The sequence below is a fragment of the Longimonas haloalkaliphila genome (genome assembly GCF_055379825.1).
Genome location: NZ_AP043948.1, coordinates 2,610,622 through 2,632,409 on the forward strand (window position 1 = coordinate 2,610,622; position 21,788 = coordinate 2,632,409).

The following is a 21,788-nucleotide window of genomic DNA, read 5'->3' on the forward strand; positions in this document are numbered from 1 at the left end:
AGCCCTGCAGCGAGTATGAGTTTCACTCGGATGCCACGTTCACTCTCATAATCATGGGAGATATTCTCTTCAGGCAGCGCACGATGCGAGCATGTTCTATGCCGCAAGCGGTGGTGCCAGATCATGGTAGTGTTGCATCACTTTGTTGTGAGCACGACACACACCGGCCAATTGCAAAGACCGATGCTTCTTATCTTGCTACTCGACGTACTCTGCACGAAGGGTATCTATCTCCTCCTCTGCGTTTGATGCAGGGGTTGTACGCGTACACAGGTTTGTTCTTAATCCTCCCTCGCGATCTACATAACCGTAGATCAGAAAAGATTTACCTTCCTCAAAGCGGGTATAACCACACAAGGACGATAACGCTTTCGTGGTTAGATGTCCATTTCCTCCCTCCACGCCCTTGTAGGCTTCTGTAACCGTGAACTCCACCTGCAGATCACGCGACGGATCGGGACGGCGCTCGTCTTGTACGGATGTGCCCGACAGCCACGCCCAGAGGCTGGTCATGAAAGACGTATTGAGACCATCGTCTGCTTCGTTGACATCTTTAATCGTTTTGATTTCAGCCAGGAAAACCGCATCTGCCATCAGAGCTGACTCAAGTGGCGGTACGGGTGGCGCACAGCTGCATGCGGATGCTTCGCCTGGCGTGATAGTCAGTGTGGTTAGCATGCTGGCAAGGACAAAGACGCACATCTGGATGAATCGATACATGTTCTGGCGGAACTCTGTGGCGGAAAGCAAACGAGAATTACTCGGCGAACAGGTCTACGGCTAACGTCTCCAACTGCTGGAGACGTCCTTATTCTGCATCTTCAAGCGCCCTTTCGAGCCGCTCTATAGACGTCGTACCGCTGACCACAGTACCGTCAACATCCACGACAGGAAGCATCACGCTGTTCATAGCGCCCGTGCTTTCACGGATTCGGTTCCACATCTCGCGGTTGTAGGCATCCTCCTTATTGATGTCACGCATTTGATATGAGATACTCTCCTCGTCGAGCTCACGTCGTAGCGCCGAGGTGTTCATGCACTGCTCATGCCCGTATACGGTGATGGAGGCCGTCTCTAACGGATCTGAGAGTACAGGCGGCGGAGCAGGCATCTGTGTCTGAATCTGTTGCTGGTTGTTGTTAGATTCGTTGTTAGACTCGGCATAGGGTTCAGCATCAAACTCCGCTTGTCCACCGGGCAGTCCGCCAAAAACGGCGGTCCGGTATGCCCCCTCATTGTTAGGGTTGTCGAAACGTGGTCCATGCTGAATGGCCCCTCCCACGTGCGTGAAGTTATCACCCATGATAATTCGGCAATGTCCCGGACTGTTAAGCCAGCCTTCTACGGCCCCTTCAACATCTGTGTAAAAGTACGAGAGAATCTCGCCTGTTGAGACAAACATCCGGGTCTGTTCTCGGACACGCTCATGAGGCGACGCCCCATTGCTTCCGGTATGGCCCCGGAAGATATTCGTGGTCATATCGTTGGAGTGATTGAGCGCAACGATAGCCAGATCTTCGTTCCATACCACGGGGCCTGTGGCCTGGTAGTACTCCTCGCCGCACATGCGAGCCTCGCTGCGCGCCTCATTGATCAATGGAAGGAGTTCAGGCTCTCGATTTTCTCCGCCCCGAACAATTACAGATCCACGGTCCGAGACCGCAGATTTTACTGCAAACGAGGCAGACGTGGTAAGCGGTGTGTAACCATCATTCGAGAGAAGCCAGACCTCATAGTTGCCCGGCTCCAGGTTATGATTGTGGAGCGGCATCGTGCCGCGCGGCATGTACCTGCCAGCAGTGCGCGAGCCGTTGACGTACAGCCACAGCTCTGCTGACGCGTCCCGACTGGGCGTTACGCCTGATGCGTAGATTCCTATCCAGTCGTACTCGCTCTCAGCCCCTTCAAAAACAACTGTGACAGGCTCATCATCGTAAACTGGCGATTCATAAACTGAGATCGAAGCGCTTCTCGCCCCTCGCTTATCTTGTGCCTCTGCCTTCGACGGAAATGCCAGCAAGACAATGAGTAGCATACTGAACAATGGTGCAATAGTACGCAGCATAGACGTTACAGAGGGTTAAGTAAAACAAGACATCAAGAGATTAACAACGCATTAATACAATATGTACTAATATCCTGCCAGGTAGTATGCATTTATGTTTGTATAGATTCACACAGGGTAGATTATTCTTGTCAGCGAAACCCGGATATGAGATGAGAACCTCATATCTTAATCGCAGGAATAGACACGCGGGAGTGGACGCTAACAGGGTAGCATCCCCCCGGAGTTGCCTTACTTTTGTGGAGAGGGGGGATCCTCAGGCCACTCGGGGTGTCCACTTCGCTTCTGGTTCCGGGCTAAGGAAATCTATAGCCGGGGATTCCTTGCGTCCTCGGTACCCTGCGAGGCGAATACAATCGGACCTGCACAGGTCGCGGGGGGCACGTCGCACCTGAAAAGAACGCGGGGGCCATGCACCCGGTGAGTAAGACAGACGGTAGATCACAGGCGGCAGCTCATAGAAAAACCCCGACCAGCTTGCTTTCGCTGGTCGGGGCGATGTCCTTTGCGCAGGACGGCGCGCAGCTGTTCACACGGAGGGTGGCGTTAATTCACCTCGCAGTCTGCTTCTGCATTATTGTTGAAGTTATTCACGCCGCAAATACCATCATTTGCATCGCTGGCGCTATTAACCCACACGCCAAACGCAGCGCTGTTACGTAGCTGGCTGTTGATCACGCTCATCTCGCCTTCGTTGGCTCCGCTGCCGATAATGACGTTCCCGGCAGGCGCGCCTACGAAGTCGTCGCCGCCGCCGTATTCAACGGTGACTCCGTCGAGCAGATTATCGGGGTTTCGTGACTCCACGAAAATGCCGTTCCACCAGCCCGCTGTTTCCGCGGTCCCCGTAAAGAGGATCGGGTTACCTTCGGTCCCATCGGCAATGAGACCGCCACCGGTGCCAATCTCAATACCGGTATCCTCTTCAAACTCAATCGTTGTGCCAGGCGCGATTGTGAGGGTAATGTCCTGTATCTCAACCGTGCTGGCTTCGACCCGGTACGGGACATTCAAGCGTTCCCAGGTTACATTTTCGCTGTCGAGCCGTGCCCCCCGGTCGCGCGCTACAACGTAGTCGTTGGTGTTACCCGTATAGTTCGACCCGCTATCTAACAGGTGTACGTTGTTATAGGCGATGTCAACTGGCACCGCCCCATTGCTTGTCAGGATGTTATTCTGAAAGCTGGGCAGATCTCCGTTGCGCCGTACCCAGAGTCCGTCGGTGGCGCTATGGCGCAATACGCTGTTGGTGATGCTGATGGAAGCGCCATCGCTCGCGCCAGTGGCCACAATAACGTTTCCTGGTTCAGTCCCGACGAAGTCATCGCCCCCGCCGTATTCAACAGTGACGTGATTCAGCACGTTATTCGGGTTCTGCGAGGACCGTACGTAGATGCCGTTCCACCAACCCGGTGTTTCTTCGGTGCCGGTAAAGAGAATGGGAGCCGCTTCGCTACCGTCGGCGATGAGCGCGCTGTTTGAGCGAAGCTCAACGTGACTATCTTCCTCAAACTCAAGCGTTGTGCCGGGTGCAATCACAAAATCTACGTCGCGCACTTCGATCTCGCTGGTCCCAACCCGGTACGGCACGTCCAGGTTGTCCCATTGCACATTCGTAGTTTCAATGGTGTTGCCCGAGCGAGCATACACATAATCATTGCTGTTGCCGGTGTAGGTGGAGCCGTCGTCTAAGAGATGAACATTGTTGTATCCCACCGCAGCAGGGGCTTGCTCGTTTTGCGTAAGGGTATTTCCTTCGAAGTTCGGCAGGTCTCCGTTGCTTCGCACCCACAGTCCATCGCTTCCGCTATGCCGCAGCGTACTGTTGGTGATGCTGATGGAAGCACCATCGCTCGCTCCAGTAGCCACAATAACGTTTCCTGATTCAGCCCCCACAAAATCATCGCCCCCGCCGTATTCAACGGTAACGTGATTCAGCACGTTATTCGGGTTCTGCGAGGACCGTACGTAGATGCCGTTCCACCAACCCGGTGTTTCTTCAGTGCCAGTCATGAGAATGGGGTCGGATTCGGTACCATCGGCAACCAATCCGCCGCTGGATCGGAGTTCAAATCCGGTAGCGTTCTCAAACTCGATAGTGGTACCCGGCTCCACGGTTACGAGCGCCCGCAGGTCCACCTCGTCGGTAACCACGTATAGCGTGTCGGAGTAGAGCGTCCGGTTGGCGGTGATGTCGTCAGAGATCTCTACGATGGATACGGATGAACTGGCTTCAATCGCGTCGGTCGCGGTATCTACCGCTCCACCGGCTGAGACTTCGAGGGCCACGTCGTAAGTCCCTTCGACATCCGCCTCGAAGGTCGTTACTTCCGCTGAAGGATCGTCGACAACGGCGTTGCTGCCCTCGGGCGTCGTGAGCGTCCAGTCAAAGGACAGCGCACCGGTATTCTGACCCGACGATCCGCTTCCGTCGAGTGTTACCTCCGAACCGACATCTGGAGTTTCAGGCGTAACCGTAAACGAGGCGTTCACTTCAGGGTCAGGGTCAGGCTCGGGTTCCGGTCCGGGACTGACGGGGTCGTCGTCGCATCCCACAAGCACAAGCGCACAGGCAAGCGCTGCAGGTAGCAGGAACGTTCGAAAGGACAGAAACGAGGAGAGATTAGCATAGAACATAAGTACAAAGAGGTTCTAAGGAAGAGTAACGCGCAGTTAAGCCGCAACGCGGAGTATAACATGGATACCCAGACGACGCTGCTGAAAACCTGTGCGTTGGCAAAATGCTGGCGCACGGCATGATATTATGACGTGTTGCTCATCTGTACATGCGCAAAGCGTGCCTTATATGCGGACACACGCACCGTGCGTAAGTAGCTCTCTTTTCAAAGTTTACATATCCTTTAACATGTAGCTGCTTCTGTAGACAGGACGCAAGAGTTATTCGGAGGCCGCGCACCTCCTGCTCTTAAACGAGCCCACGAATCCGTGCTGCTACATAGGGTGCGATGCACACAACGAAGAGCACGAGCCCGTAGAGATTACCTTCCATCACATTCAAAACAGCCAACAGCTCGCTCCACGACTGCCCGGTCGCGCGCCCTAAAATCAGTTCAAAGCCGACGGTAAGGAGTAGCCACAGGCCGCCGATTACCCAGTAGACACGCGGGGGAAGCTGTCCGAGACGCGGCACAAACGTCCACGCAATGAGCATAATCAGTACCGACAGCGTGATTCCACTCAGCGGCAGGGCCCATTGTGCACCAATCCATGGAGCAAGCACGGCATCGCGCACGCCTCCATTCAGCGCAGCCGCTACAGCACACAGCAGCCAGATACCAAGGACTTTTCCCCACATCCATCCGTTCATAATGGGTGCTACCGGTTTATTGATTAAGTACGGCAGATACGTACGTCTGCAACACCAATCCGCTCCCCCCGAAGCGCGCTACGCCTGCTTGGTCGAGACGGTGTCGTGGCGCCGGTGCTGCAGCGTCCACAGCTCTGCGTAGCGTCCGTTCTCCGCGAGGAGCCGGTCGTGCGTGCCCGATTCAACGAGCTGCCCGTCTTCCATAACGAGGATAGTGTCGGCGGCTTCGATGGTGCTGAGGCGATGGGCAATCACCACGGAGGTGAGTCCGTCGCCGCGGGCGAAGAGGCCGTCGAGCGCATCCTGAATGACGGCCTCTGACTCGCTGTCGAGGTCCGACGTCGCCTCATCCAGGAGCAAGACCTGCGCCTCCTTCAGAATGGCGCGGGCGATGGCCACCCGCTGTTTCTGTCCGCCGGAGAGCCGGATGCCGCGCTCGCCGATCTGCGTATCGTAGCCCTCGGGCAGCCCCTCGATGAACGCATGGGCGTTTGCCATACGCGCCGCGCGCCGCACATCGGCCTCGGTCGCCTCGGGTTCGGCGTAGCAGATGTTGGAGGCGACGGTGCCCGAAAACAGCGTGGGATCCTGCGGCACAAGCGCGATCTTGCGGCGCAGGGCCTTCAGATCGAACGAGCGCAGGTCTTCTCCGCCAAGCGTGACGCTCCCGTCCTGCGGGTCCCAGAACCGGCCGATCAGGTTGGCTACGGTGCTCTTCCCGGCCCCCGAGGAGCCCACAAGTGCGGCTGTTTCACCGTGTGGAATCTGCATCGATACGCCGCGCAGCGCAGGTTCTTTCGCATCGGGATACGTGAAACGGACGTCGTTGAGTGCAATCGTACCAGCAGGCACATCGGTTTTGGATCCGCCCGACTCGGGCTCGGTCTCCATCAAGTTCGACAGACGCTCCAGCGCCGCCATGCCCGACTGCAGCTTATCGTTGAAGAACATCACCGACTTAACCGGCCCCTGAAGCTGCCGCTGATACATGATGAACGCCGTCAGTTCGCCCAGGGTGAGCGTCTCCCCCACCACCATCCAGCCGCCGATCAGAAGCAGCGCGCCGAGTCCGTAGTTCGCCGTGATATTTACAAGGCCCTCCATCTTGCCCACGTCTTTGCGGCGGTCGAGGTTGAGATCGACGTAGGCCTGGTTCTGGCGTCCAAAGCGCTTGCGCTCCTGATCTTCCCCCACAAAGGCCTTGACCACGCGGATGTTGGAGATGGCTTCGGTCGAGGTGGCGGTGAGGCGCGCCACCGTTTCGCGGATGTCGCGCGAGGCTTCACGAAGCGGCTCCTGGTAGTAGTAGGTGATCACCGCCAGCAGCGGCAGCACCACCAGGTTCACCAGCGCAAGCTTCCAGTTCATGATCACCAGAATGACCGCCACCACGATAATCGCGACCAGCTGCCCCGATAGCCGCGACGCCGCCGCCTGAATCATCCCCTCCAGCGCATTCGGATCGCTCACGACCCGTGAGCTGAGCGACCCGGACTGCTCGTCGGCAAAGCGCGATACCGGCAGCTTCATGAGATGGTTGTACGCATCCATGCGCACATCGCTCACCACGTGCTGCGTGAGCGCAAAGCTCCAGTACATGCCCGCATACTCGATAATCGCCCGAAAGAGATAGAACCCGGCGAACGCGGCGCCGAACCACAGAAAGAGCGTCATGTCGCCTTCCGGGATGACCGTGTCGAAGGCGTAGCGCACAAACTGCGGCCCGAGAGACTCAAGCGCAGCCGTAAAGCTGATAAGCGCCACAAGCGCCAGCACCCGCGCCTTGTAGGGAGCCAGCACGCTCCATAGCCGCTTCAATATAGCAAGTGTGGACTGGCGCGGCTCGGTGTTGGGGTCGGACATACAGACTTATTTCGAATACAAAAAAGAGGATACACATGAAGCGGCGCCAGGCACCCTCACGTCAGACGCGAGTGGCGTAAGCAGGTTCATAATGCACATGTTGAAGAAAAACACAGGGGGCGGAGTTCACTCTCGCAGATCGTCGACAGGCATCAAAGGGGTCAGGGTCTGGCGGATGCGGAAGGTAATCTATCAAGGCGCAGTATGGAGGGCGATACCCGTCCCATCTACCTCAGTCGACGGCATGGGCTGCTCAGGCGGATGCCGTTCGACATCGCACACCCTACGCTACCCCGTAACGCACGAAGCGTTACCCCACTTTGTCATATACGATACCGCAGGACGCAGTTGATCCTGCACGTATGAAGGCGTAACGACATTCGGACTGAACCACCCGACGGTCCCAAAACGCCCAAGCGGGCAGGATCGGGATGTTTTTTTCGTCCGTGGTGCGTACCATATAACTGTTCTTTCTCCCTGCTTTTGCCATTATCGAAGCAAGCAGCTTCCTTTTCTGGCACCCGTTTCTCTTTTTCACCTACTCCCCCGACACTCATGGCTACTCCTTTGATTATCGGCGTTGACCTCGGTGGCACCAACATTGAAGCTGCCGCCGTTCGCGGGAGCGAGATCCTCGCCTCGAAGAAAAAGAAGACCCGTGCTTCAGAAGGCGTCGACGTTGTCATCGAGCGGATCGGCAAGACGGTCCGCAAGGTGATGGATAAGATGAACAACGACGCAAGCGACTATAGCGCGCTATGCATCGGCGCGCCGGGCGCGGTGGATGTGCAGTCCGGGGTCGTCCACTCGGCTCCGAATCTGAACTGGACGAACGTCTCTCTCGGCGAGCGGCTTGAAGCCGATCTGGGCCTGCCCGTGCTTGTCGACAACGATGTGAACATCGGGGTTCTCGGCGAGCACGTCTACGGTGCCGGAAAGGGCACGCTCAACATGGTCGGTATTTTTGTGGGAAGCGGCATCGGGGGCGGACTGGTCCTCGACGGCACGCCGCACTACGGCTGGCGCGGCGTTGCGGGCGAGGTGGGGCACGTGGTGGTGCAGCCCCGCGGACGCCAGTGCGGGTGCGGACGACACGGCTGCGTGGAGGCGTACGCCAGCAAGACCGCTATGGAGGCGATCATCCGCGAGGAGATGGAGAAAGGCCGCTCAACGCAGGTCTTCGAGATCATGGACAAGAAGGGCAAGAAGAAGCTTACCAGCAGCGTCATCGAAGCATCGCTGGAGGCCGAGGATGCGCTGATGGAGGAAGCCATCCAGAACGCGCAGTACTACCTCGGCCTGCTCACCGCCAACCTTGTAAACGTGCTGGATCCCGAAGTCATCGTCTTTGGTGGCGGGGTCGTGGAGCGCCTGGGCCAGGACTTCATCGACCCGATCGGCCGTACGGCCCGCCAGCACTACCTGCAGCGCGAGGGCGCCGAGAAGATCCGCCTCGTCCCCGCTGCCCTCGGCGACGATGCCGGACCCGTCGGGGCTGCTGTGGTTGCGCGCCGCCGCCTCCAGTCGGCCCTGTAGAACATTGGGCCGGATTACCACGCTCCGTGCCCAACGCATTGTGGATGTGTCTCGTCATCGATATAGTAGGAAGCGGGCTATGCTACAACAAACAAAACCGTTCCTGTCTTAACCTGCCGCAGAGCTACTTCTATTTCCGGCACCAACGGAAGTAGCGTCTCGTACTCGTTATTCGGGGCAACAACTGTGACGATCCCGAGTGCTCGCGATGCAATATTCCGCTGATGCTCGATGCCCTGGTCCATCGTAAGCAGCACGTCGAACTCATCTTCGGCGCAACGTAGAAGCTCCCCGTTTTTCACGCCCGCCCATCCGCGTTCAGGAACGGTAACGACCTCAATGCCGCGCTCGATAAAGCGCCACTTTAGCTTTCGTGGGATGTTCTCGTCAAGAAGAACCGTCATGCCGTTGGAGAAGGATACTCGTGCACCAACTCTTCCTCCGCAAGGTCTAAAAAGGCCTCGGCTTGCTCACGCTGTACCGAAGGAAAGTCGTCGAGAAATTCCTCCAGACGCTTTCCATGCTTCAGGTGATGGAGGAGTGATACTACCGGAACGCGGGTGCCCGTAAAGACAGGTGTGCCCCCGAGAATTTCAGGGTCGCGATGAAAGATCTGTTCGCGTTTCATAGCAGGTCTATAGGTTGATGAACCAGCTCTTCTGAGGTAAGACGCCCGCTTGCCACCATATGGTTCAGTGTGTTGTCCGAATGCTATGACAGCATTGCTCTACGGCAAAGGTAATGCCGACGTAGCAGTCCTCTCGGACGAGCACCCTCCAGAGCGAACCACATGATCTTTCCTTTCTCATTCCATCTACAGTGCAAGCGTGTATTGGCCTCCAACGTGCAAGCGCTCCGGAATGGGCAATTTCTTGAGTACGCGGCTCTGCAAACGCAGGTACCCATTCGCAGCCCGAGGGCAATGCGCTTCCATCCACAGCCGCGCTGTTTCGCTATTTAGATACGCTGATAAGTCTTCGATATCGACACCTCGTTTCGGTATAGCGTAATAAACCGAATGGCGCGGTACGATGTCGCCGTTCCAATCGATCCAGAAGTGGGGCTCGGAAGCAACATCTTTAAATAGGATTTTGGGGCGGAGGATATCTTCCATTGGTGGCGTCTCATGCCAGCTGTACCAGGCCTTGCCGTTCTTCGCGACACAAAACCGGGCCTCCAGCGCTGCGCGATGCGACGCAGCCCAATTTCGATACGAACCGAGCTCATCTTCAGGGTACAGACTTCCGGTATCTGTATAGGGACAGACAAACCGCTTTGGAGGAGAAGTCAAGTCCACCGTGCCGAGTTCGCGTCCGCTTACCGTGGGACGAAGCCACTGCTGTGAAAGGGTATCAGGCACATCGTCCGCATCGATCACAAAGATCTGATCCCGACCGGTCGCCACACCCGCGGATATGCGTATCACCGCATCCCCGAGAACGCCTCCTGTATCCATATCAAGCTGGGTAGCTCCCCGAAGTTGGGCTGCCCAACTTGCGCCTGATGCTGATAGCGTTGTTGTGTATGTTTCTCCGTTTCGGAGCGTTACTTCTGTCGTAGAAGGAGACGATTTTCGGATCGTTGTGATCGCGGGATACGTAATTCGCTTTTCGAATGCATCCTCACGGATGTGTTCAATCTCTTCAATATGGACGTTGCCGAGCAGGCGACGCAGAGGCGCTGCCGACTCAACATAGGTCCATTTTTCCGGAGTCACAAAAGCAAGGAGGCCACCTGCTTTCAGGAGGTTGAGGCCCTGTTCAAAGAAGAGAAAATACAAGTCCATCCGTCCCGACGCTGACGAGAAATGCGCTCGGTACCGATCTTTTTCGTCGTCAGACAGTTTTTCAGTTCCAGCATACGGCGGATTGCCGACGACATAGTCAAACGCGCCAAACGTTTGTGGGCACAACGAAAGAAAATCTGCCTCGTGGTACGTAACATGCTGCAGCCCACGGGCTTTTGCATTTTCGATGTGTCGGGGATTCAGCTCTACGGCATGCCCTTCTGGGCACGGCCACCCATGCGCTTCACAGATTCTCTCAACAGCGGCACCAAACGGACATGTCCCGCTTCCCGGATAGAGAATCCGGTCTCCTTCGACTGGCACATGATCACGAAAGAGGCGCTCCACAATGCGATCAGCAAGATCGGATGGGGTCGGAACGTATCCTTTCATTTGTCACTCCATTCGGGTTGGAGAAGGACGTTGATCTACTTCATGGCCCCAAGCACATGGTATGTGAGACGACGTGCAAATCGTTCAAACCGCAGCTCTTCATTGGCATAGAATTTCACCGCGCTGTGCGTACGATGCCCTGTCAAAAACAGGATCTACGTCAAAATTCGGCTCGCGTACACGCACAGGGCGGGTTGCGCCTTCTTTTTTAGCCATCAGCATGAGATATCCGAGCCAAGGACGAGCCGAAGGGGCAAAAACGCCCTGCTCGTAGGCCTGGCGTAAATCTGTATTACTACCAAGGGCTTCCTCCGTCCGGTTGTTAAGGTTGTTTCCGAATGAACTCGCAATCGACTTGAACTCGATCGCCGCAAGCAGATTGCCTTCATGCACGACGGTCGTATCCCATTCTTTCTCTTGGCGAAAGTATCCCGGTAATGTGGCTTGATAATTATGGACAATGGATGTCTGAGGAACGCCAAATCTCAGCAGGATATCCTCAATCAAACTGGCGAATCCGTCCATCTGCTTCCCGCCCAGTACATTGGCTCTCCGCCCCCGCGTGTTATTCTCAGACTGTGCCTGCTTTCCTTTCTGACTCTCCTGTGTTGCCCAAAACCATTTTACGGCTTCTCTGACTTCCCGGTCAATCGTTTCGAAAAGCTGATCTGGTGGAAGTTGATTGCCAGTGCCATCGGGTTGACTTGGCGTTTCATTCATACGTCCTGAGTAAGGCGTAGTACATGTAAGACAGTGGGCGCAGATAGCGACATCGCTCTACGACAAAGGGTTACAGTAATCTACATAGTCAAGACCAGAAATGCTATCCGTGCCGGAGCGAGTAGACATGTGTTTGAGCGAACTTTGTAATGGTGCACATCGTCCCACCCCTGAATGCTGAACGAAGCACAGCGCCGCTATTCCTCTCTGCGGCGGAGCACCTTGACCTCTCCATTCGGTTCGATGCCGTAGATCCACGCTTCTGCTACGACAATGTGTGGGATCCGTGGCTCGCGACGAAGCACCATGAAGACATCTGTCTCTGTGGGCACGCAGGTGCGGACGGCGGTTGACACGCTTACCCTCGCATTTTGTGGCGAGCCGCTCATCGGAATCACTTCGTTGTGGAGGCGCTGGATTCCGAGTATCGATCCGGTATCGGCATCGACTTCAACGCGGACATCCCCGCCCAGCACCGTTCCCTCTTCAGGATCGGGGAATACGTAGGCCGTGAGCACTGTGTCATGCCACGGATATGAAGCCACGATCACGCCATACGTATGTCTCTCGGTTAGCGCGCCCAGTTTGTTCTGGGCTTCGCTTTGCCCGAATGACGCTGCGCGTCCGAAATCGTAGGCCCATCCTTCGTGTACGGTGGAGGCTGTAGTGTCGACATCTGTAACCTCCCGGCTGCTGTTAAGCCGAACCATGGCGTGTTGCTCAAAGCCCTCGTTACGCCAATGGCCATAGGCGACGCTCCAACCCGCACCGGTTCGTTGGGCCAGGCACGGTCCCCGTTCGATTGAGGCCCCTGCCGCCGCCAGCGCGTCATCGGCATGATCACAGACGATCTCGTAAAGCGCGAGCCATCGACCGGCATTGCGGATTTGAGTCAGTTCGTCCTCAGAGGGGCGCACCTCCGTGCACGCTGGGGCCTGAGCCTACACGAAGAATGGACTCCATGCCCACAAGATGACATAGCACGCGGCTATAGCCACTTGCACTGTTGTTTTGGTACCCATCTGGGTGTGCGGTTTTTCATAATGGGGGCTCTGCTGCAACGGTCAGCAGTACCATGCGAATGAGGCGAAAGAGGTGCTACTGCTGGTATCTGGCCACAGCCCGTGGTCGCAGCAGCGGGAGTTATAGAGCCTTTTTAGCTTATTCGAGTGGCTCGATCTTTCCCGTCGGCTCCAAATTCTTCGCGCGCTTCCACGCCTCTCTCAACTCCGCACGGTGCTTCCCGGCCCACTCGTAGACCAATCCTAAGGCCCGACTCGGAAGCTCACCTGCCATCACATCCAACGTGTCAATCGTGATCAGCGCCTCGTCTCCTGCATACTCGGCGTGGAAGTGCGGTGGGTTATGATCGTCATAATACATCTTGATCCGCACGCCGTAGAACCGGCAAAGCTCAGGCATGGGCTGTCGAGTTCAGCTTCGGGAACAGCTCCTCCGGGGATTTGCCCGTCAGCTTCATGTACGTCGCGTCCGGGCATAGCTCAACCTCTTCACTCCAGCGGATGGCTCCATCGTCGGCGATGCGGACGTTTTTCCATTTCTCCTCATCCTCCCAGAGTTCAAAGACGCCCTGGCCAGCAAGATGTGACAAGTCCACGTCTCCTTCTTCACCGTCAGCATAACGGATCCAAATGCGGTAGTCAGAAAGGGCTTTTACTTCCAAAGGCTCAAACATGGAGTTGGAGATGTTCAAGGAGCAGGACAGGATAACCAACGCAATAGCTCACAGCCACGTTTCCAAGCGCTGTAACGGTGTAGCTCTGTGGCGAAGGCACCGGCAACATATCAACAAGATGGCAGAAGCGCCATACGTTTCGGGCTCATCGAAAACCCCCGCGCCCTTCGTCCGCAGCAGCGTAGGGTTATGTGGCAAAGCTGTTATTATCAGCTTTTGGTTTTATTTGCGTCTGCCTCGTCGCTCTGAATCCACTCTGTGAAATCATCAAGACTGACGCTGAAAAATCTGTGATGGTTCTTCGGCTTCCAAGCAACTCCGGAGGGCTTAATCCTGAGAGTGCCTATCATATTTCCTTCCTCATCTTCATAAACCTGTTCAATATGATCAGGAACTCGAAACTGATTGCTGTACTTGGGCATGAGTTTAAACTTACAAATTGATGGAATAGGCGGCAGATGGTATGATCAGATAGGAGTTACTCGGCAACCAACTCGCGAATCTGATCGACGATGCTCGCGTAGTCCGGTTGCTCTTCTCCAAAACGTTCTGCAATAGTTTGATCTTTCTTCTGACCAGGGGACAGCACAGTTTCGATAGTGCCGCCAACCTGTGTTCCTCGTTTGTATAGACGGACTTGTTCGTGTTGGTAAGCGGGTAGCTCTTCAGGAACATGCCCAAGCCCCATTCCCGCCAGCTCTTTACTAATATTGGAGCGAACGTTGACCCCTAGTTTGCCAGCCCCAAGGGCATCGCGTAGTCGTTCCATGCTGACAGTTAAGACATTCCCGTTTTCCTCAACTTCACTTTTGAGTTGGCCCCAATCAGACATACGATTTTGATTGTTTTTATTAGCGTTTAGCGTTTTGTGGAAGGAGTTACATGCAGCCTAGAGTTGCTCTTATTCGGCCACATAACGGCAAAGCTCTGTGGCGCAAACGGAGCGCAGCGTAGTTAGCGTCCAAACGAGCGTATTGTTAGGCATTAGCCATCACTCACCTTTGTCTAAACTTTCAATCTTGTTTTTTTCTTCGAGGGCTTTTCGCTTGAAATAGAGCCCTATCCAGCTTTCTTCATCCCCAATAAGTAGAGCAAACAAGCTAGATATTGGTGCCGCTAACAAAAGGGCTACAAAGAAAACATCTTCTCCATCCGGGACACCTTCTGTGATAATCAGAAAAACCACCATCGCAATCAATAGCAGATTGAAAATAACTGCGGTCCATTTCATGTCTTATCTTTAACCTATCCTTTAATTATATCAATACACATGACATAGCATATATCCCCAAATCATCACAAACTCCTCTAAATCAACCTGATAGGCGAGGAAGATCCGGTGCTATGCCAACAGAGTAGGCATAACGGCTCGGCCATCACCGGCTGAGGGCACGCCAGCGACTTGGCCGAAGCTGCGATTGTTCAAGTTGTCTTGGCGGTAGCCCAGACGCGCCAGCCCTCGGTCCGCGTGCATGGCCTTGTTATGTGCACTTGGTAGTATTCTCGACTTGGGCTATTCCAGGCTTCTGCGGAGAAGGGGCAGTTACTCACTGGCAGAAGCGTGCTCGCGGATCCAGTCGGCAATCACGTCTAGCGCCTCGGGATCCATCGTCGTCTCTATCTGACCATACTCGTTCGGATGCCCCGTATCGGCGGGCTGAAACATGTGGTTTAGCCCGGTGAGCACGCGAACAGTGGTCTCATCTCCGGAGCTTTCCTCAAGGGCCGAGCGCATCGGTCTCGCATTCTGCGTCGGCGGCACTTGCAGGTCCTTACTGCCATAGAGCGCGAGGACAGGTACACTGAGTTTCCGCAAGACGGGCTGGGGATCGTACCGAGCGAAATATCGCCCTCCTGGTGCTGTGGCTTGTTTGGTCAATCTTCGAAGCCTCTCACCAGCTATTCCCTCCTCTTTGAGAATCGCCTGGACTCGCTGAGCGGCGTCAGTTGAGTCCAGGTCCGAATGTGTAACCTCGAATATGCGACGGTTGACTCTCTGAAGGGAATCAACTGCGGCCTCCGGAGCGTCCAGCGGGAGAGCGAGCGCTCTTTCGTTCTGTCCAGTGAGCAGCTCGTGCCCCGGCACGCTCGGAGCGGCCAGCAATACGAGGAAAGAAGCGTCCTCGAAACGCTCGCTTACCATCGGGGCCAAAGATCCGCCTTCGCTTAGTCCGAGAAGGCCGGTCTCGCGTTCTTCAATGTCGGAGCGCTCTTTCAGAAAACGCAGCGCCGTTGCAGCATCGCGAGCGAGGTCATCGAAGCGCGCGCTCATGAAGCGTCCTTCCGACTCAGCTACCCCACGCTTGTCGTACCGTAGAACTGCAATGCCGTGACGCGTCAGGTGGTCGGCAAGCACGAGAAACGGTTTATGGTGGTGCGCTTCCGCGTTCCGGTCTTGAGGCCCTGTTCCAGAAAGGAGCACAACTGCTGGATGCGGACCGCTCTCTTTCGGCAGGGTCAAAGTGCCCGCGAGCGTGATGCCATCGGACGAGTTACGGAAGGTTACTTCCTCCGTGTCGTACGGGTATGGCGGCTCCGGCTCTTGCGGGCGGGACGGCCCGCTGGCATCATCTTCACTGACGGGCCTAAAGGTAAGCGATGCTGTGCGACGGCCCTGCGTCCATGTGCCTTCGATCCGTGTTCCGTCTTCTGAGAGTGCGCCCCGGAACTGCGCATTTGCAGGCGCAAGCTCCAGAAAGATGCTATCGCCTCGGACAGTCGTACTCGAGAAGGAATTGCCTTCTTGCGACGTGTCGCCCGCCAAAAAGGCCGTAACTGCTCCGCCATCGCTGCGTTCGAACCGGAAGATCGGTCGGAAGTAGTCCTCCTCGGCTGACCACGCGCCAAGCAGCGCCTCGCTCGGACTTGTGCTTTGGGTCTGCGCACAGGCAGGGTGTGCGAGAAGAACAAAGGGAAGCGCGAGAATGAAAAGGAGGCGGCGGAGGATTCGCATAGCGAAAAAAGCGCTGCTAAAAAGACAAGCCAGACTGCTGAAACGGTAGTGACGGCGCTACGAAACTGCTGAAAGCACAAGCCCGAGAATAATCGCGGCAGCGACCAGCGCGAATAATGCAATGTACCCCCATGAGGTCGCGTACCACATTCCATCCATGGAAAACGTCAGGTTCTCCTTCTGCTCGCTTCCGTCTCGCCCGCGCTCCGTCCCTTCCCCAGCAGGCACCCTCTCAGGAAGCATGTTCACGCCTTCCAGTATCTCGTGAGCGTCTCGAGCGCTGCTGCTCAAAACGACTAACTTCACTCCATGGGTAGGTTGTAACTCGGGGTGCGCACCGCCCGCATCATCGGCGCTGATGAACGCACGAATGCTCTCGCCTTCGAGCCGATCCCGCGCTATCTCAGCGTCTCGGCGTGCCGAGTAGGTGGCAACGACGGTCGTCTCATCCGTAGCTCGGTCGTTAGTCATAACTCGATTATTTGACTATTAAAGCATAGAAAGCACGTGCACATAACTTATGATTATATCAACACACTCCACATAGCACGCATCCATAAATCCGCGTAACACCCTGGTAGATCAATGCGATGGACAAACCCGGCCGGTACTATGTCAACAGTGTAGGCATATCACGCTACACGGAGGGCCGCGTGCGCAATCACTCATACTTAACATATCCAACACCACCCCCACTCGCAAGCCAATGGCTCACCCCAACGCCCCCTGCAACTCAGCCGCCGCCTCCGCAGCGGCATCCGCAAAGTCATCGCCGTCGTGGGCGTAGAGGATGCTGCGGCTGCTGTTGACGAATACGGATACGACGACGCTTGCATTGCCGCTCTCGACGTCCATGCCCAACACGAGAAAAAGTAGTTTATATGTCGGGAAAGTTCGGCAAGATTCTCTGGTGCTGCCGCGTCTGCTCCTTGTCAATTGTAGGAGTACTTATGACACTGAATTGTCATCATCATGAGACCTACGAAGTTGAAATCCTGAGATGCCAACCGCAATTGCCGATACTATATTAATGGGCGCCCATACTTCACGCGCAAGATATATCGGAATCAGGGGGTTGTATGTGATTGCAATTCCTATCAATGCGATTAGCCACATTTGGGGCTCTCTTTTATGAGCCACGACTATACCATACAAAGCCGTTCCACATACAGCAATTCTTAGGAAAGTGTAGTATCCGTAAGGAAGATTGGCCAGCGCTATAACCAGAAGGATTGAGGACGAAAATGCTACCGTTTCGTACTTCATTCGGTTAAAGTATCAGAAAGTAAAGACACGCAGTACATTCTTATATGACTTCTTCGAAACGTCTCCTCAGTTGTTCACCATCCTGCTTTCCAAGTAAGATAAACTCTCGTCTGTGACCTTCCGAAAGATGCAAATTTAACCTACCTGTGTGGTGAATCTGTCCCATACCCCATTTATCCTTGGGATTGTAGCTGACTTGCTCAACCTCGTGGTGCCTAATTCGGAAGTTGTGGCTGTCACTCTCAATAAACTCTTGTGAGCTTAGATCTATGTCTTTGTATTGCTGAAGAAACGAACGTCCCTCAAAAGTTTTAGGGTCTTTGAGATCTCCATGGAGCACAAAGTCACTGTCGAAAGTTAAACGGTTAGCTGAAATTACTCCGCGGACCTTGACTCCATAGATATTATCCTCAGTCACGATGATTCGAAACGTTCGATTTAAAATTAACCAGTAATATTCCATTGCAACAAAGCTGAAGAGTCGTGTCGTCTCTTTTTCAAGCTTTCCTGGTTTAGTTTTGATTGTACGTGAGTTGACAAAAGAGGAGATTACCATGGTACACGACAAAAGCTGAGTGTGTCTTCACGTTCTACGCGTAGGCTAAATGAGCCGTGGGACTTCGAAGTGCGCTCAGACAGCGGAAGAAGGCTGCGGCCTGTCCTTCAGGGGTGGTCAGCACGCTTTGAAGCCAATCCAACCCGTACCGAAAGAGGCTCTGCTCCCGGCGTCCATGGCACTTTGTTGGCGGAGGCCCTTCGCGCCCGGCTCGTTGTTCTCCAACGAGATGAGTCCAGGCAAACGTCAGGGCCAACAGGCCAATCAGCCGCTGCACGCGGTCGGGCTTGGTCAAGTGGGTCGCCTCAAGATCGTAGCCCCGGGATTTAAGCGCTGCAAACAGCGTTTCAACCTCCCATCGCGTTCGGTAGAGCGCAGAAGCACGCGTTGGATCAAGATTCCAGGTGGCTAAAATAAGAAACGGATCTTCCGCCTCGTCGGAAGCAATTCGCCGGACGACCACGTTGGTCTTGACTCTCGTTCCATCCGCCCCCAAAAGATAGCGATCTTCCAGGACCTCTTCGGTGCCGAGGGCAACGGTCCGGGCGAACATCCGAACGGGCAGTGCGGGCCCTTCTTCTGCTTCCCCGAGGCCCCGATTCGAGCGCAGGCGAATCGCAAACGGAAGGCCCCGCTGTTGAAGATGGGCCAGCCAGTCGGCCGAGATAAACTCGCGATCGGCCACCACCGCTTTGATCAACTTCGGATCGACAATCCTCAAAAAGCGCTCCAACACATCAATGTGGGCATCTGAGCCTGAGCCTCCTCCATTCGGCAATACATTCGGCAATACCTTCCAGGCGACGGGAAAGGCCACGCCTTTGTGCGCGATCCCGATCATAAGAATGTTGACGGGCTTGCTCCCGAAGTACCACTCGGTCCGGTCAAGCACGGCCACATACGGCCCGTTTTGCGGCAAAAGATGTACTAAAAGGCGGCCCAGCGCCGTAAAATCGATATCGTAGCCCGAAAGAAACCGCTGAATCCGGCGGTAATTCGATGCAATCTGCACGCCTCCTTTCAAGGATGCGGCAAGCTTTGCAAGGTTGGTGGTCTGTCGCATGAGCAAGGCCGCTTGAAAACGAGCAATGAACTTCAGCCGGGCGCGGTGCCAACCCAAGTAGGTTGTGAGAACGTCGGTGATCGACTGCACGTAAGGCATAAGGCGGGTTTATTCTTCAGCATAGATCGCGGTTGATCTCACGATCTGTACTGCTGGAGAATAGGCCCGTTCTCTTTGTGAAAGCTCGTCTGAGTTTTGTCATGTACTGTGGGAGATTACAGCAGGTGTTAAAAATAAGATAGCAGCAATAAGTGCCGATATGACGTTAAAATCCATTTCTCAGATCTGGTTGAGATGTGGTTTGTAATTATATCAACACACGTGACATAGCACACATCCATAAATCCGCATAACAAACTGGCAGATCAGTGCGATGGGCAAAACCCGCTCGGTGCTATGTTAACAGCGTAGACGTATCACGCTACACGGAGGCTGCGTGCGCAATCACGCATACCCAACCTATCCAAAACCACCCCCACACGCAAGCCAACAGCTCACCCCAACGCCCCCTGCAATTCAGCAGCGGCCTCCGCGGCGGCCTCGGTGAAGTCAGCGCCGTTGTGGGCGTAGAGGATGCTGCGGCTGCTGTTGACGAGGATGAGTGACGGCGGCATCGACGACGGCGCGGGCATCGTCGCCCTGGGACTCGGGGCGGGCGCTCCAGCGCTGCACGAGCCGGGCGATGCGCCGGTAGACGGGCTCGCGGGGCAGGTCGCCATTACTGGGCGGTACGCTCACGTCCTGCACGAACGGCGGCCACGATCTCCTCGGCCTGTACTTCGATGTCCACCGCGGGTACGTCGAGCGGCGATCCTTCGTCTTTGTGTGGACGAACGAGGTATTCGCTCCCATCACGCCGCCGAATCCGCACTTCCCCCTCATGACTGGCCTGGTCCAGCAGATCAGCAAGATTTTGACGGGCCTCCGAGTATGTGTATACTTTCATGTCTACACCTCCAAAATATCGATTCCAGATTCGCGGGCCGCTTGTTTTAATCCACCATCCAGCGTTAGAAGTGGCGCCTGATGACGCCTTGCTGCAATGAGTATATACGCATCATATGCATATAGGTCATACTGACTGGACACCCGAACGGCTTCCTCTAATTCAACATCGACCCATTGGATCGGGATGGTATCATATCGCCGGAGCGCTTCAACCGCCACCTCAACGTCGCAACGGCCCCGTTTAAACATTGCAGAGAAGGCGTTTCCAATCTCCCAGTGAAGCGTCTTGGGTGCAATCAGGTCTACTCCTTTGGTCTGCCGGACGATTTGATCTCGGTGATCTTCGCCCAAGAGGACCGCGATGATTGCAGATGTATCGACAACGACTTTCATGGCAGAATATGTTAGTTGTACAATTGAACAACCAGTGTAGATCCACCACAATTAACTGTCAACCGTTTTTCGCGGCAACGCCGGCCTCTGCGTATTCGACTAAAGGGGATCACCAATTTTCCAGCACGTGCTCACGAATCAGTTTGTAGACCCCACTTCACCCCAACGCCGCCTGCAACTCAGCCGCCGCCTCTGCGGCGGCATCCGTAAATTCGTCGCCGTCGTGGGCGTAGAGGATGCTGCGGCTGCTGTTGACGACGATGAGGCCCTGTTCGGTGACGGCGGCATCGACGACGGCGCGGGCATCGCCGCCCTGGGCGCCGACGCCGGGGACGAGAAACGGTAGCGTTGGGCACACGGAGCGGATCTCGGCGAGCGCCTCCGGAGCTGTGGCTCCAACCACGAGTCCGGCGTCGCCCTCGGACTCGGGGTGGGCATTCCAGCGCTGTACGAGCCGGGCGATGCGCCGGTAGACGGGCTCGCAGGGGAGGTCGTCTGTGGCGTCTACCTGGCATTCTTGCAGGTCGGCGCTGCCGGCGTTGGAGGTGCGCGTTAGCACGAACACACCGCGTCCGGGCGTGCGCAAGAACGGCAGGATGCTGTCGCGACCCATGTACGGCGCGGCGGTGAGGGCATCGGCGCCGAGGTGGTTGAAGAGTCCGCGAGCGTAGAAGCGCGCCGTGTGGCCGATGTCGCCGCGCTTGGCATCGGCGATGCAGCAGTGGGTGTCGGGGATGGCGTCGACGACGGATTCGAGGGCGGCGTACCCGGAAGCGCCCTGCGCCTCGAAGAACGCGAGGTTGGGCTTGTAGGCGCAGCAGTGCGGCGCGGTGGCTTCGATGATGGCGATGCAGAAGTCCGCCAGCGCCTGGGGATCGGTGCGGTGCTCGGCAAAGGGGGCGGGCAGCCGGTTGGGGACGGGGTCGAGACCTACACATACGCGCGACGACATGTGCGACTGGGCGGTACGCAGACGGTCGAGAAACGACATGGCACCAAGAGGAAAACGGTTGGGGTAGCAACGGACTGCAACGTAGGCGCAACGGTGCGCATCTGCAACATAATGCATGTGGACTTTTCGCACAGCATGCTGTAACGTAGGAACTGTACCCTACACACCCGCTACAACCTTCATGCACCGGTGGAAGCACTTCCATGCAGCGTCTCACCTGCTCTTCACTACCGGCTGCCCGGAATGGTTCACTAATCCCCCATAACTACC

General features: G+C 55.8%; 24 protein-coding genes. 1 reads left to right on the forward strand and 23 read right to left on the reverse strand.

What is annotated here, in order from left to right; genetic code table 11:
* Window positions 1–198: 198 nt before the first annotated feature.
* The 5 genes from ACZ48V_RS10130 to ACZ48V_RS10150 form a co-directional block, all read right to left on the reverse strand.
* Window positions 199–720, reverse strand: coding sequence for a hypothetical protein (locus tag ACZ48V_RS10130; RefSeq protein ID WP_464538772.1), 522 nt, complete (start codon window positions 718–720; stop codon window positions 199–201).
* 88 nt (window positions 721–808) lie between these two features.
* A complete protein-coding gene (locus ACZ48V_RS10135) occupies window positions 809–2,065 on the reverse strand; it encodes a CAP domain-containing protein (protein WP_464538774.1) in 1,257 nt (418 codons plus the stop codon).
* 546 nt (window positions 2,066–2,611) lie between these two features.
* Window positions 2,612–4,702, reverse strand: a complete 2,091-nt coding sequence (locus ACZ48V_RS10140) for a hypothetical protein (RefSeq protein ID WP_464538776.1) — start codon at window positions 4,700–4,702, stop codon at window positions 2,612–2,614.
* 289 nt (window positions 4,703–4,991) lie between these two features.
* The gene (locus ACZ48V_RS10145; RefSeq protein ID WP_464538778.1) at window positions 4,992–5,393 is read right to left on the reverse strand and encodes a hypothetical protein; all 402 of its coding nucleotides are present in this window, start codon (window positions 5,391–5,393) and stop codon (window positions 4,992–4,994) included.
* Between the two features lie 78 nt (window positions 5,394–5,471).
* Window positions 5,472–7,256 carry an ABC transporter ATP-binding protein gene (locus ACZ48V_RS10150; protein WP_464538780.1) on the reverse strand — a complete coding sequence of 595 codons (1,785 nt, stop codon included), beginning with the start codon at window positions 7,254–7,256 and terminating at the stop codon, window positions 5,472–5,474.
* Between the two features lie 555 nt (window positions 7,257–7,811).
* Here ACZ48V_RS10150 and ACZ48V_RS10155 point away from each other — a divergent pair.
* Entirely contained in the window at window positions 7,812–8,792 is a 981-nt protein-coding gene (locus ACZ48V_RS10155; RefSeq protein ID WP_464538782.1) for an ROK family protein, read from the forward strand.
* A gap of 77 nt (window positions 8,793–8,869) precedes the next feature.
* Here ACZ48V_RS10155 and ACZ48V_RS10160 read toward each other — a convergent pair whose 3' ends face one another.
* The 18 genes from ACZ48V_RS10160 to pyrF form a co-directional block, all read right to left on the reverse strand.
* The gene (locus ACZ48V_RS10160; protein ID WP_464538784.1) at window positions 8,870–9,196 is read right to left on the reverse strand and encodes a DUF5615 family PIN-like protein; all 327 of its coding nucleotides are present in this window, start codon (window positions 9,194–9,196) and stop codon (window positions 8,870–8,872) included.
* Window positions 9,193–9,420, reverse strand: a complete 228-nt coding sequence (locus tag ACZ48V_RS10165) for a DUF433 domain-containing protein (protein WP_464538786.1) — start codon at window positions 9,418–9,420, stop codon at window positions 9,193–9,195. Before ACZ48V_RS10165 ends, ACZ48V_RS10160 begins: the two co-directional genes overlap by 4 nt.
* A 186-nt stretch (window positions 9,421–9,606) precedes the next feature.
* A complete protein-coding gene (locus ACZ48V_RS10170; protein ID WP_464538788.1) occupies window positions 9,607–10,971 on the reverse strand; it encodes an Eco57I restriction-modification methylase domain-containing protein in 1,365 nt (454 codons plus the stop codon).
* Window positions 10,972–11,070: 99 nt separating this feature from the next.
* Window positions 11,071–11,691 (reverse strand): PaeR7I family type II restriction endonuclease, encoded by a 621-nt coding sequence (locus ACZ48V_RS10175; RefSeq protein WP_464538790.1) that lies wholly within the window; start codon window positions 11,689–11,691, stop codon window positions 11,071–11,073.
* 197 nt (window positions 11,692–11,888) lie between these two features.
* Window positions 11,889–12,608 carry a hypothetical protein gene (locus tag ACZ48V_RS10180; protein WP_464538792.1) on the reverse strand — a complete coding sequence of 240 codons (720 nt, stop codon included), beginning with the start codon at window positions 12,606–12,608 and terminating at the stop codon, window positions 11,889–11,891.
* Window positions 12,609–12,852: 244 nt separating this feature from the next.
* A complete protein-coding gene (locus tag ACZ48V_RS10185) occupies window positions 12,853–13,113 on the reverse strand; it encodes a DUF4160 domain-containing protein (protein ID WP_464538794.1) in 261 nt (86 codons plus the stop codon).
* On the reverse strand, window positions 13,106–13,405 hold the full coding sequence (locus ACZ48V_RS10190) for a DUF2442 domain-containing protein (protein ID WP_464538796.1): 300 nt from the start codon (window positions 13,403–13,405) through the stop codon (window positions 13,106–13,108). The genes ACZ48V_RS10185 and ACZ48V_RS10190 overlap by 8 nt, the downstream gene beginning before the upstream one ends.
* 460 nt (window positions 13,406–13,865) lie before the next feature.
* Window positions 13,866–14,219, reverse strand: coding sequence for a hypothetical protein (locus ACZ48V_RS10195; RefSeq protein WP_464538798.1), 354 nt, complete (start codon window positions 14,217–14,219; stop codon window positions 13,866–13,868).
* 159 nt (window positions 14,220–14,378) lie between these two features.
* Window positions 14,379–14,618, reverse strand: coding sequence for a hypothetical protein (locus tag ACZ48V_RS10200; RefSeq protein WP_464538800.1), 240 nt, complete (start codon window positions 14,616–14,618; stop codon window positions 14,379–14,381).
* 312 nt (window positions 14,619–14,930) lie between these two features.
* Window positions 14,931–16,340 (reverse strand): alpha/beta hydrolase family protein, encoded by a 1,410-nt coding sequence (locus ACZ48V_RS10205; RefSeq protein WP_464538802.1) that lies wholly within the window; start codon window positions 16,338–16,340, stop codon window positions 14,931–14,933.
* Between the two features lie 57 nt (window positions 16,341–16,397).
* Window positions 16,398–16,811 carry a hypothetical protein gene (locus ACZ48V_RS10210; protein ID WP_464538804.1) on the reverse strand — a complete coding sequence of 138 codons (414 nt, stop codon included), beginning with the start codon at window positions 16,809–16,811 and terminating at the stop codon, window positions 16,398–16,400.
* A gap of 240 nt (window positions 16,812–17,051) precedes the next feature.
* The gene (locus ACZ48V_RS10215) at window positions 17,052–17,204 is read right to left on the reverse strand and encodes a hypothetical protein (RefSeq protein WP_464538806.1); all 153 of its coding nucleotides are present in this window, start codon (window positions 17,202–17,204) and stop codon (window positions 17,052–17,054) included.
* A gap of 84 nt (window positions 17,205–17,288) precedes the next feature.
* Window positions 17,289–17,606, reverse strand: coding sequence for a DUF6804 family protein (locus ACZ48V_RS10220; RefSeq protein WP_464538808.1), 318 nt, complete (start codon window positions 17,604–17,606; stop codon window positions 17,289–17,291).
* A 40-nt stretch (window positions 17,607–17,646) separates the two neighbouring features.
* On the reverse strand, window positions 17,647–18,162 hold the full coding sequence (locus ACZ48V_RS10225; RefSeq protein WP_464538810.1) for a hypothetical protein: 516 nt from the start codon (window positions 18,160–18,162) through the stop codon (window positions 17,647–17,649).
* Between the two features lie 34 nt (window positions 18,163–18,196).
* A complete protein-coding gene (locus ACZ48V_RS10230; RefSeq protein ID WP_464538812.1) occupies window positions 18,197–19,324 on the reverse strand; it encodes an IS4 family transposase in 1,128 nt (375 codons plus the stop codon).
* Window positions 19,325–19,943: 619 nt separating this feature from the next.
* Window positions 19,944–20,171: a type II toxin-antitoxin system Phd/YefM family antitoxin gene (locus ACZ48V_RS10235; protein WP_464538814.1), complete on the reverse strand. Its 228-nt coding sequence runs from the start codon at window positions 20,169–20,171 to the stop codon at window positions 19,944–19,946.
* A 2-nt stretch (window positions 20,172–20,173) separates the two neighbouring features.
* Window positions 20,174–20,566 (reverse strand): type II toxin-antitoxin system VapC family toxin, encoded by a 393-nt coding sequence (locus tag ACZ48V_RS10240; protein ID WP_464538816.1) that lies wholly within the window; start codon window positions 20,564–20,566, stop codon window positions 20,174–20,176.
* A 157-nt stretch (window positions 20,567–20,723) separates the two neighbouring features.
* The gene (pyrF, locus tag ACZ48V_RS10245; RefSeq protein ID WP_464538818.1) at window positions 20,724–21,635 is read right to left on the reverse strand and encodes an orotidine-5'-phosphate decarboxylase; all 912 of its coding nucleotides are present in this window, start codon (window positions 21,633–21,635) and stop codon (window positions 20,724–20,726) included.
* Window positions 21,636–21,788 lie beyond the last annotated feature (153 nt).

Coding starts and splice junctions, on each gene's coding strand:
- ACZ48V_RS10130 (WP_464538772.1), bottom strand. CDS start 720: ATGTATCGATTCATCCAGATGTGCGTCTTTGTCCTTGCCAGCATGCTA.
- ACZ48V_RS10135 (WP_464538774.1), bottom strand. CDS start 2,065: ATGCTGCGTACTATTGCACCATTGTTCAGTATGCTACTCATTGTCTTG.
- ACZ48V_RS10140 (WP_464538776.1), bottom strand. CDS start 4,702: ATGTTCTATGCTAATCTCTCCTCGTTTCTGTCCTTTCGAACGTTCCTG.
- ACZ48V_RS10145 (WP_464538778.1), bottom strand. CDS start 5,393: ATGAACGGATGGATGTGGGGAAAAGTCCTTGGTATCTGGCTGCTGTGT.
- ACZ48V_RS10150 (WP_464538780.1), bottom strand. CDS start 7,256: ATGTCCGACCCCAACACCGAGCCGCGCCAGTCCACACTTGCTATATTG.
- ACZ48V_RS10155 (WP_464538782.1), top strand. CDS start 7,812: ATGGCTACTCCTTTGATTATCGGCGTTGACCTCGGTGGCACCAACATT.
- ACZ48V_RS10160 (WP_464538784.1), bottom strand. CDS start 9,196: ATGACGGTTCTTCTTGACGAGAACATCCCACGAAAGCTAAAGTGGCGC.
- ACZ48V_RS10165 (WP_464538786.1), bottom strand. CDS start 9,420: ATGAAACGCGAACAGATCTTTCATCGCGACCCTGAAATTCTCGGGGGC.
- ACZ48V_RS10170 (WP_464538788.1), bottom strand. CDS start 10,971: ATGAAAGGATACGTTCCGACCCCATCCGATCTTGCTGATCGCATTGTG.
- ACZ48V_RS10175 (WP_464538790.1), bottom strand. CDS start 11,691: ATGAATGAAACGCCAAGTCAACCCGATGGCACTGGCAATCAACTTCCA.
- ACZ48V_RS10185 (WP_464538794.1), bottom strand. CDS start 13,113: ATGCCTGAGCTTTGCCGGTTCTACGGCGTGCGGATCAAGATGTATTAT.
- ACZ48V_RS10195 (WP_464538798.1), bottom strand. CDS start 14,219: ATGTCTGATTGGGGCCAACTCAAAAGTGAAGTTGAGGAAAACGGGAAT.
- ACZ48V_RS10200 (WP_464538800.1), bottom strand. CDS start 14,618: ATGAAATGGACCGCAGTTATTTTCAATCTGCTATTGATTGCGATGGTG.
- ACZ48V_RS10205 (WP_464538802.1), bottom strand. CDS start 16,340: ATGCGAATCCTCCGCCGCCTCCTTTTCATTCTCGCGCTTCCCTTTGTT.
- ACZ48V_RS10210 (WP_464538804.1), bottom strand. CDS start 16,811: ATGACTAACGACCGAGCTACGGATGAGACGACCGTCGTTGCCACCTAC.
- ACZ48V_RS10220 (WP_464538808.1), bottom strand. CDS start 17,606: ATGAAGTACGAAACGGTAGCATTTTCGTCCTCAATCCTTCTGGTTATA.
- ACZ48V_RS10225 (WP_464538810.1), bottom strand. CDS start 18,162: ATGGTAATCTCCTCTTTTGTCAACTCACGTACAATCAAAACTAAACCA.
- ACZ48V_RS10230 (WP_464538812.1), bottom strand. CDS start 19,324: ATGCCTTACGTGCAGTCGATCACCGACGTTCTCACAACCTACTTGGGT.
- ACZ48V_RS10235 (WP_464538814.1), bottom strand. CDS start 20,171: ATGAAAGTATACACATACTCGGAGGCCCGTCAAAATCTTGCTGATCTG.
- ACZ48V_RS10240 (WP_464538816.1), bottom strand. CDS start 20,566: ATGAAAGTCGTTGTCGATACATCTGCAATCATCGCGGTCCTCTTGGGC.
- pyrF (WP_464538818.1), bottom strand. CDS start 21,635: ATGCATTATGTTGCAGATGCGCACCGTTGCGCCTACGTTGCAGTCCGT.